6 protein-coding genes are annotated in these 8,983 nt (G+C 71.9%); all 6 read right to left on the bottom strand.

Going from position 1 to position 8,983, the window contains the following annotated elements:
* Nucleotides 1-993 (bottom strand): hypothetical protein (locus Q7W02_28790; protein ID MDO8480124.1); only part of this gene is annotated, 993 nt, incomplete at its 3' end.
* Entirely contained in the window at nucleotides 993-1,772 is a 780-nt protein-coding gene (locus Q7W02_28785; protein MDO8480123.1) for a response regulator, read from the bottom strand. The genes Q7W02_28790 and Q7W02_28785, both read right to left, overlap by 1 nt.
* 3 nt (nucleotides 1,773-1,775) lie before the next feature.
* Nucleotides 1,776-2,609, bottom strand: a complete 834-nt coding sequence (locus Q7W02_28780; protein ID MDO8480122.1) for a DUF4388 domain-containing protein — start codon at nucleotides 2,607-2,609, stop codon at nucleotides 1,776-1,778.
* Nucleotides 2,606-5,782 carry an Hpt domain-containing protein gene (locus tag Q7W02_28775; protein ID MDO8480121.1) on the bottom strand — a complete coding sequence of 1,059 codons (3,177 nt, stop codon included), beginning with the start codon at nucleotides 5,780-5,782 and terminating at the stop codon, nucleotides 2,606-2,608. The genes Q7W02_28780 and Q7W02_28775 overlap by 4 nt, the downstream gene beginning before the upstream one ends.
* Before the next feature lie 40 nt (nucleotides 5,783-5,822).
* Nucleotides 5,823-7,643, bottom strand: coding sequence for a methyl-accepting chemotaxis protein (locus Q7W02_28770; protein MDO8480120.1), 1,821 nt, complete (start codon nucleotides 7,641-7,643; stop codon nucleotides 5,823-5,825).
* A 17-nt stretch (nucleotides 7,644-7,660) separates the two neighbouring features.
* Nucleotides 7,661-8,800: an ABC transporter substrate-binding protein gene (locus Q7W02_28765; GenBank protein ID MDO8480119.1), complete on the bottom strand. Its 1,140-nt coding sequence runs from the start codon at nucleotides 8,798-8,800 to the stop codon at nucleotides 7,661-7,663.
* Between the last annotated feature and the right edge of the window lie 183 nt (nucleotides 8,801-8,983).

Raw genomic sequence — 8,983 nt, 5'->3', positions numbered from 1 at the left:
GTCGAACGGAATCCGGACTACCAGGCCCGACACTCTTGGCGCCTCCGACGGCGCCGGCGCGTCAGCCGCGACCGCCGCCGGAAACGACGGCTCGGGCGCCACCAGCTCGTCCGGCGCCTCGAGGGTCTCTTCGACCACGGGCGCGGCGGCCGGTTCGACGAAGAGCTCCGAGAGCGCCTGCCTGAAATCAGGAACGTTGGCAAGGGGCAGATCATCGCCCCCGGCGACAGGCGCGTCGGCGGGAGCCGTGTCAGGAGCGGCGCCATTGACTCCCGACAGCGGGGCCGCGTGCACGACGGGGTCATTCGAGACGACCTCCGGCGGGACGACGACCTGGGGCTCTGCCGGCGCGGGCGGAGGCTCTGCCAGCGCGGGGGCGGCGACGGCCATCGCGGGCAGCACGCTCACGGCCTGGGCGACCGCGGCGGACGCCGCGGACTCGTGCTCGGATCCGGCCGAGACCCGCGCCCAGGCCTGGCGGTCCTTGGACGGAATGATCTCGGGAGCCTGCCGCGGCTGCTTCGTCGCCCCCGCCCGGGGCGGAGTCGCGCCCGCCTGGGGACGAGGGGCCGCTGCCCGAGGAGCGAGCGCCCCGAGGAACGGCAAGGTCATGACCAGCGAGCCGACCATGGCAAGGACGAGGGCCGGAGGAAAGCCCCACAGCGCCGGCGCCAGCGCCTGCTCGAAGGAGATGAAACCGACCCTCGCGTAGAGCCACGCCGTCGCGAGAGCGATGCCCACGTGCAGGACGGCCAAGGTGAAGAATCCGGCTAACCAGCCGCCTATCCGCATGCGCGGGACGCAGAGCGGCAGCACCAGCCCGTAGACGAGGGCGGGCGCCGCCACGGCCGCCCACCACGGCAGCTGCAGCTTCACGGCGGGATTCACCACGTAGAGCGCCGTCGACGAGGCGAGCGCGAGGCAGAACACGGCGATGGCGGCGAGCCACGCCCAGGGCTTCTTGAGGTTGGAGATGCCGACGGATGTCGCCATCAGATGGACCGGAGCAGCTCCGGCAGGGCCCTCTTGACGTAGTAGCGGACCTTGCCGAGCGCGGTCGGGTCGCGCAGCACGACCGCGAGGATGGCCGAGGGCCCGGCGCCGTGCAGCAGGACCATGCCGGCCTCGTAATCGAGGATCATGCTCGAGAGCGCGCCCTGTCCCATCTCGCGCCCGATGCCCTCCGAGGACTCTGCCAGGCACGCGGCCAGGGCGCCGGCAACCTCGGCGCCGACCCCGAGCTCGCCGGCGGTCTCGATGAGGAAGCCCTCGCGGTCCACGAGGGCCGCCAGCCGCACGCCGGGCATGGTCGCCAGCTGCAGCAGGTTCGCCTTGAGGTCGGGGAGGACAACAATTTCGTCGCCGGCGGACGCCGGCAGGCCGGCCGGCGCCGCGGCGCTCCGAGAGCGGGCGGCCAGGAGCTCGTCCACTTTGCGCGCGAGGTCGTCGGCCGTAAACGGCTTCCGCAGGACGTCGCTACAGCGGACCTGCGCCGCCCGGTCGAGGACGGCGCTGTTGACGATACCGGAGATGAGGAGCACGGGCGTTTCAGAGAGCGTCGGGTGCGTGCGCACGAACTCGCAGATGCGGTAGCCGTCCACGTCCGGCATGACGACGTCGCAGACGACGATGTCGGGCATAGCGCTGCCGATGCGCTCCATGGCGTCGGCGCCCGACGAGGCGGAGAGCACCTCGAACCCCTTCATCTCGAGCGCGCGCTCGACCATCTTGCGCACCGAGAGGCTGTCGTCCACGACCAGCACGCGGGCCATAGGCTATGTTCTCGGCGGCGGGGGCGGCACGCCGGCGGCGGCGCGGCCCTCGTCGATCTCGGAGGCGATGCTGAGGAGCAGCTGGTCCACGCTCTTCTGGATCGTGCGCGGCCCCGAGCCGGCGGGCAGGTCGGCCGAAGGCTTGAAGCGGAAGGTGCCCTCGGGGTCGGACTGGGCGGCTGAGACCATGGCCGCGAAGGCGCTCTCTCCGGTGCGCGAGGCGAACTCGGCGTGGACGACGCGCCCGGAGTCGAAGAGCAGCGAGCCCTCGCCCGCCGTCAGCTCCAGCGAGAGCCGGCCCGTCTTGCCACCGAGGGCGATGGCCTGGGTGACCTCGGTCAGGTCGAGCACGCCGAACGAGCCCTCGAAAGTCCGCGTCCCGGCCTCCGCGCGGGGCACCGTCACCCGCGGCGGAAGCGGCGGCGGCGGCAGCAGCCCAGGCTCCGACTGAGGCGCGACATGGCGCAGGAGCTTCGAGATCCGGTCGAGCACGGTGGAGACGACGAAGTCGCCGGCCACCAGCATGTCCACCCCGGCCTGGGCGACGGCCCACGGCGTCGGGCGCGTGGGCCCGGACAGCAAGAGGAACGGAATGTCGTGGGTCGTCGGGTCGCTCCGGATGATGGAGCAGAACTCGACGCCGTCCATGTCCTCGGTCCGGTTGCCGCTCACGATGAGGTCCGGGCGGTCGCGCTCGAGCGTCGTGAGCGCGAAGGAGGCGCTCGTCGCCGACGTAACCTGGTAGGCCGCCGTCGTGAGCGCCGCCCTGAGGGCCTGGAGCTTCGCCGGGTCGGCATCCACGATGAGGACCTTGGCGGTGGGCCGGGCGTCGCTCACGACCTGGCCTCCGTGGGCTCGAACCCGGCGCCGCGCGCCGTCAGCGACACGATGAGACGGACGAAGGCGCCCTCGTCCACGGGCTTGGTGACGTAGTGCGCGATACCGAGGCGCCGGGCCAGGTTGACGTGCTTGGCACCGGCGCGCGTGGTCAGCACCACGACGGGCAGCGCCCGTGTCGAGGCGCGCGCCCGCAGATCCTCGATCAGCTCGTAGCCGCTGATGCGCGGCATCTCGAGGTCGGTGATGACCGCGTCCACCACCGTGTCGCCGAGCCGCCGGAGCGCCTCGGCGCCGTCGTTGGCCGTGATGACCTCGAAGCCCGCCTTCTCGAGCATCTGGCCCACGAACTTCCGGATGCTGATCGAGTCGTCCACGAGGAGAATGCGCCGCGCCTGGGTCCCGGCGCGCCCCTGCCCTGCCCCGCGCCCACGAGCGTCGGCCACGACCCGGCCCGCCTGCCGCGAGGCCTCCGCCGTCTCCGCCAGTCGCGACGGGTCCATCAGCAGGATGACCCGCCCGGTGCCGGAGATCGTCGCGCCCGCGAACGGCCCGACGCGCTCGAGGAGCCCGCCGAGGCTCTTGATGACGACGTCCTCTTTGCCGACGAGCTCGTCCACGGCGACGGCGAGCGGGCGCACGCCCGAGCGGAAGACCAGGACGGGCTGCCGCGCCGGGGGGCGGCCGGCGGGCAGCGCGAGGACTCGGTCGAGGCGGATCAGCTCCACCGCCTCCCCCTCGACCACGACGCGCTCGCGGTCTCCCGCCTGCTCGATCTCCGCGGGGCGCACCTGCACGATGCTGCGGATGGCGTTCATCGGCACCGCGAAGGTCTCGCCGCCCGACCGGACCAGGAGCGCGTCGGAGATGACGACCGTCAGAGGCAGCTTGATCGTGATGCGCGTGCCCGCGCCGGGCTCGGCCTGGAGATCAATCTCGCCATGGAGCCGGCTGACGTTGGTGCGGACCACGTCCATGCCGACGCCCCGCCCCGAGGTGGCGGTCACCTCGCCGGCCGTGCTGAACCCGGGCAGGAAGACCAGGGTGAGCGCCTCGCGGTCGCCGAGCGCGTGAGCCGCCTCGGGCGACAGGAAGCCCTGGCGCACGGCCCGCTCGCGCAGCAGAACGGGATCCATCCCCCGCCCATCGTCGGCGACCTGGACGTGGACGAAGCTGCCCTGGTGGAAGGCCGAGAGCGACACCGTCGCGCGCGCGGGCTTTCCCGCCGCGCGTCGCTCCTCGTCGGTCTCGATGCCGTGGTCGATGGCGTTCCGCACGAGGTGAAGCAGCGGGTCCGCGATCTGCTCGATGACGGCGTTGTCCACCTCGACGGCCTCGCCGGAGAGCTGGAGCGCGACGCTCTTGCCGACCGCGCGCGCGGCCTCGCGGGCCGGCCGGGTGAAGCGAGCGAAGAGCCGCCCGATCGGCACCATGCGGGCGCGCGTCACTTCGGATCGCAGGCTGCCCGTCAGCCGCTGGACCTGCGCCGTGTCCTCCCCGACGCTCCGGATGAGCCCCGTCAGCTGGGCCTGGATCTCCGAGATGTCGGCCGAGATCTCGTCCACGCTCCGGGCGAAGATGTTGAAGTCGTCGTACCGGTCGAACTCGAGCTCGGCAAAGAGCTTGGACAGCGGCTCGGTGGCGCCGGCGTTGTCGGCCGCCTGCCGGCCCTCACCGCCCGCCTCGCCGCCCGCGCCCGCCGGCGGCAGCTGGGTGTAGCGGTGCTTCTCCTCGAAGTCGCGCACCGTCTGCGCCATCCTCCCACGGCTGAAGGCCAAGAGCTCGTTGACGCGCTCGATCTGGGCGAAGCGCTGGTCGAGACGGCTTCGCGCGATGACAAGCTCGCCGACCAGGTTCATCAGCGAATCGAGCCGGTCGAGGTTGACGCGGATGCTGGGCCGTCCCTCCTGGGACTCGCGCCCGCGCCGCTCAGCGACCGCGGGCGCCGGGACCGCGGGCGCGGGCGGCACGAAGCGCGGGCGCGGGAGCGCGGGCGCGACGTGAGCGATCCCCGCGGGCTCGGCCGCCATCGGCTCTTCCTCCAGCTCTGCCCCATGGACGGGCTCAGCCTCGAGCGGGGCTGGAGCGGGCCGCAGGGCGTCGAGCGTGTCGAGCGTGCGCTGGACGACGGCGCGCACGCTCGGCGAGATCACGGACGCGCTGCCGAGGAGCAGCCGGAGCGCATCCACACCACCGAAAACCGCCTCAATAACGACAGGCGAGAGGGAGAGCCGGCCGTCGCGCACACCTTCGAGGAGATCCTCGATGCGGTGGGCGACGTCACCCACGGGCGCGCAGCCGACCGTGTACGCCGCGCCCTTGAGCGTATGGACGGCGCGGAAGAGGCTCGCGACCTCGTCCTGCGCGGGGGAGGTGGACTGCTCCAGCGCCAGGAGCGAGCGGGTCATCACCTCGAGGTGCTCTGCCGCCTCGGGAGCGAAGTACGGCACCGACTCCGCGTGCTCAGCGAAGAAGCGCTCGAGCTCGCGCAGCAGGCCGTCCGCCACGGCCTCCTCGAGAGGGACTGCGGGCGCCTCGGGCATCGCTGAGGCCGCCGCCGGAGAGAGGGCCGCCGCCGGAGAGACAGCCGAAGGACCGGAAGAAGCCCCACGGCCGCCTTGCGGCGCGTGCTCGGTCACCACCATGGGTTCATCGGGGGGTTCATCGTGTGACGGCGGCGGGGGTGGCGGCGGAGACGCAGGGAGAGGATCGAGCCTCGCGGCGGGCCCGGGCTCGGCGAGGCGGACGGGCGGGGGCGTCGGCTCGGGGGCAGCCGGAGGCGAAAACAGCTCCGGATGACGAGCACGAAGACGGACGACGGCGTCCACGTCCTCCCGCCCGTCGTCGCCGATCGTCTCGAGCATGCGCTTGATCGTGGCGACCACCTCGGCCAGCACCTCGACTGGACGCGGCCTCTCGCCGTCGGGCGCGGCGGGCAGCCCCTCGATCACCTCCTCCAATACCAGCGCCACGGCAGAGACCACCGGGTAGCCGTGAAGCGCGGCCGCGCCCTTGAGGCGGTGGGCGACGATCACGAGGGGATCGAGGACCCCCGAGGAGACCGGCTCGCCGGCCGCCAGACGACGGACCCCCTCCTCGACGGCGGCCACGGTGTCCCAGGCCTCCATCAGGAAGATGCTGAGGATGAACTCGCTGTCCTGGTCTTCAATCATCCTGGCTAGATAGGAGCAAGATCCGGGCCATTCGCGGGCCCTAGGCCGCCAGCTTGAACCGCGCCAGGCTGGCGGTGAGCTCCTCGGCAAGCCGGGCGAGCTCGTCCACGGTACGGCGGGCCTCGAGCACGCTCCGTTCCGTCTGGGCCGCCACGGCCTGGATGGACTGCATGGCCTGGGCGACGCTCTCCGCCCCGCGCACCTGCTGCTGCGTCGCCTGGGAGATGTCTTGGGCCAGCTCGGCCGAGCGGTGGGAGACGTCGGCGATGGCCTTGAGGCTCTCGCCCGCCTGCACCGTCATCCGGTAGCCGGACTCGACCTCCTGCGTGCCCTGCTCCATGACCACGATGGCTTCCTGCGTGTCGCTCTGGACGTTCTTGATCAGGACCCCGATGTCCTTGGTCGCCCTGGCCGAGCGCTCCGCGAGCTTGCGCACCTCGTCCGCGACCACGGCGAATCGGAGCCCCGCCTCGCCCGCGCCCGCGGCCTCGATGGCCGCGTTGAGCGCGACCAGGTTGGTCTGCGAGGCGATGTCCTCGATGGTGTTCACGATCTCGGAGATCTCGAGCGAGCGGTCGCCGAGGCTCTTGATCTTCTTCGAGATGGACTGCACCTCGCTGCGGATCCGCTGCATGCCCTGCAGGCTGTCGCGCACGGCGATGTCGCCCTTCTGGGCGGCGTCGAGCGCCTCGCGCGCCGCCTGCGCCGACCCGCGCGCGCTCTCGGCCACCTGGCGGACGGACTGCGTCAGCGCCTCGACGGACGCCGCGACCTGGCCCGCTTCTCGCGCCTGGGCCTGCGCGCCCTGGGCCATGCGCCCGGTCGAGTCGGTCATCTGGTTGGCGCTGACCGAGACCTGCATGGCCGCCACGCGCACGTCGGCAATGATGGCGCCGATCTCGGCGACCATGAGGTTGATGGCGTCGACCACGTTGCCGAGCACGTCGGAGGTGACGTCGCCGCGCTTGGTCAGATCGCCCTGGGAGATCTCCATGGCCGTGTCGAGGAACTGGATGATGCTCTCCTGCAGCTCCTCGCGGCGTCGGCGTTCGTCGTCGCGCTCCGTCTCGGTCTGAACCTGCGAGCGGAGGCGCACGACGGCGTCGTTGAACGTCTGCGCCAGCTCGCCGATCTCGTCCCGGGAGGTGACCGGGACGGTCTCGCTGAGGTCGCCCCGGCCCACCCGCTGGGCCGCCGCCACGAGCAGCGTGATGGGGCGCGTGATGCGCCGCGCGAGCAATACGCCGCCGAGCAGAGCCAGGGCGGCCACGCCGCCGAAGAGCAGCAGCAGCTGACGTCCGGAGGCGGCCGCGGCCTGGTTGATGATGGACCGGTCCATGCCGACCCGCACGGTCCCGAGCTTGCCGGCGGCCATGGGCACGCCGATGTCGATGATCTCGCGCGTGATCTTCCGGACCGGGTCCTGGTACTCGATGTTCCGCTCCTGGCGGGGGGCGTCACCCGGCACGATGTTCTTGTCCACGATGTCGGCGGGCACCGAAGGCGAGAAGGTGTGGGCGATGAACCTCTTCTGCGGGTCGTACACCATGACGTAGGCGACGCCGCGGATTCTCGCGAACTCGTCCACGAGCGACTGGACGGAGGACGCGTCGCGCGTCGAGATCAGGTCCACGCCGGATGAGGCCAGGCTCGAGGCGATGGCCTCGCCCTTGGACGTGAACTCCTCGGTCATGCTGGTCCTGAGGGAGCGCGCGGAGACGTACCACGTGACGGCGGCCAGAGGTACCAGCGCCGCCACGAGGAAGAGGACGATCTTGCCGAGGAGGCCCAACCCGAGCCGCCGGCGCTCGGGCGACGGCGTAGCCTGCTCCCCTTCCTGCGCTTCCGTTCGCCGTCTCATGGGGATCTCCTGTGGGCTCACGCCCGAACGGCTGCGGTCCAATCGGTCACGGGCACCCAGCGCCCGCCTTCGACGCGGGTAAAGTGCACACTGTCCAGCCCCTGGTGGCGCTCGGCGCTGAAGGTGAGCGGCGCGCCGATGCCCAGGTCGAGGTTGCGCAGGGACTCGAGCGCCTGGCGGAGGCTCGCGCGCGTCGGGTTGGCTCCGGCACGGCGCAGCCCCTCTACGACCACCTTGGCATTGATAAAGCCCTCCAGGCTGATGGAGCTGTAGCGCTGCGGCGCGTACGTCTTGTCCCGGAGCGCCTCGGGCAGGACCGGATTGTGCTTGTCCATGAGCGCCCGGTACTCGGCGACGCCCGGCAGGCCGGCATCGTCGTAGCTCGGCACCACCTGCGAGTTGACGAGCGCGCGCGTGTAGTCGCGGCCCGCCGTCTTGCCCTGCTTGAGGAGCAGCGCCAGCATCGCGTCGGAGCCGACGAACGAGACGTTCGAGATGGGCACGGTCCAGCCCACGTCACGCGCGGCGCGGACGAAGGCGCCGCAGCCCTGATAGGCGCCCGTGCACAGGACGACGTCGCAGCCCGCCTGGCGGAGCACGGAGACCGCCGGGCCCATGTCCTCCTCGAACTTCGCTCCGCGGACGTACGTCGCCTCGGCCACGATCCTGGACCCGCGCTGCGCGAGCGCGCGTTCCGCGCCGTCGGTGCCGCTGCGGCCGTACGCGTCGATCTGGTAGTAGACGCCGAACTTGCGCGCGCCGAGCGCCCAGAAGCGCTCGACGAGGGCCGCCATCTCCTGGCGATAGGAGGCGCGGACGTTGAAGACGAAGTCGACGTAGGGCGCCTCGCGCTGCGGCTGGGCGCCGGTGAAGTTGGCGATCAGGATCGCGTCGCCGTAGCGCTTGATGATGGGCAGGGCCCGCGTCAAGGTCGGCGTGCCGACGTAGTTGGAGAGAAAGAACACCGGGTCCTGCTCCATGAGCTGAATCGTGTTTCGGACGCACGGGTCCGGCTGGTAGTCGTCGTCCAGCGCGATGACCGCGAGCTGGCGCCCGTTGACGCCGCCGCGGGCGTTCAGCTCGGTGTAGTACGCGGCGGCGCCGCGCCAGAGCTCGGTGCCGAGGCCCGCCTGGGTGCCCTTGAACGCGGCGGACATCCCGATCTTGACGTCACGGGCGCTCACGCCGGGGGCGCTGGCGGTCGGCGGCTCGGGCGGCCCTGCGGCCGGCCGAGCGCCCCGCCGCGGAACCGGGGCGACCTGCGCCCATACCCTGCCGCCGGGACCGAGCACCCACCCGCCCGTCACGATGCCGCCCCCGGCGATGCTGCCCGCGGCGAT

This window comes from Candidatus Rokuibacteriota bacterium (genome assembly GCA_030647435.1).
Taxonomy (GTDB): Bacteria; Methylomirabilota; Methylomirabilia; order Rokubacteriales; family CSP1-6; genus AR37.
The sequence above is the reverse complement of the archived record's forward strand: the minus strand, read 5'-3'. Positions and strand labels throughout refer to the sequence as shown.

Coding starts and splice junctions, on each gene's coding strand:
- Q7W02_28785 (MDO8480123.1), bottom strand. CDS start 1,772: ATGGCCCGCGTGCTGGTCGTGGACGACAGCCTCTCGGTGCGCAAGATG.
- Q7W02_28775 (MDO8480121.1), bottom strand. CDS start 5,782: ATGATTGAAGACCAGGACAGCGAGTTCATCCTCAGCATCTTCCTGATG.
- Q7W02_28770 (MDO8480120.1), bottom strand. CDS start 7,643: ATGAGACGGCGAACGGAAGCGCAGGAAGGGGAGCAGGCTACGCCGTCG.
- Q7W02_28765 (MDO8480119.1), bottom strand. CDS start 8,800: ATGTCCGCCGCGTTCAAGGGCACCCAGGCGGGCCTCGGCACCGAGCTC.